We start from the raw sequence: 581 nt of genomic DNA, 5'->3' as shown, positions 1-581 counted from the left end.
AAAGTTCTGCGGGCTGAACCTCTCGACACAGCAGTCAGGCCAATATCGGGGCCAGACCCGCCTTTCCAAATTCGGCAATGCTCGGCTGCGCCGCACCCTGTGGATCGCCGGACAAGTCGCCATCCGCCAGCGGGAGAATGGCTTCCGTCATAAGTTCGAACGCTACATTGCGCGGGATCGCGACAATCCCGATCTACGCCGCAAGGCAATGACCGCTATTACCGCCAAGATGGCCCGCGTCGTGCACGCTGTCGTCAAAGGTGGTTCCGACTACCGGCCCTTCGTTGAAGGGCGGGTGCCAGGTGGAAGAACCTCTGTCAGCTAGGGCCGTGAGGGCATCGATTCGATGACCCTGTAGATAATGTTCGGGTCTTCCGCCTGGATCAGAAGCTCGTGTTGAGGACGGTGAGGGCCCGCCTTCGTGCGGACCCTGTGTTTGCTATGGACGAGACCTTTTCCCTTGCCGGTGGAAGCCGCCTGGTTCGACGACTTGACCAACGTCACGCAGCAAGGGCATGCTGACGAACAGAGAGACCTTGACTGCAGGCTCCATTTCGTTCCGCGCTTAGGACGTTGTCGGT

The 581-nt window shown here is 59.7% G+C and carries 1 protein-coding gene; it reads left to right on the top strand.

Going from position 1 to position 581, the window contains the following annotated elements:
* The coding region (locus EN852_RS34730; protein WP_145971640.1) for a transposase at positions 1-325 on the top strand (325 nt) is incomplete at its 5' end.
* Between the last annotated feature and the right edge of the window lie 256 nt (positions 326-581).

Source organism: Mesorhizobium sp. M2E.F.Ca.ET.209.01.1.1 (assembly GCF_004010375.2).
In the GTDB taxonomy this organism is placed as follows: Bacteria; Pseudomonadota; Alphaproteobacteria; order Rhizobiales; family Rhizobiaceae; genus Mesorhizobium.
The sequence above is the reverse complement of the archived record's forward strand: the minus strand, read 5'-3'. Positions and strand labels throughout refer to the sequence as shown.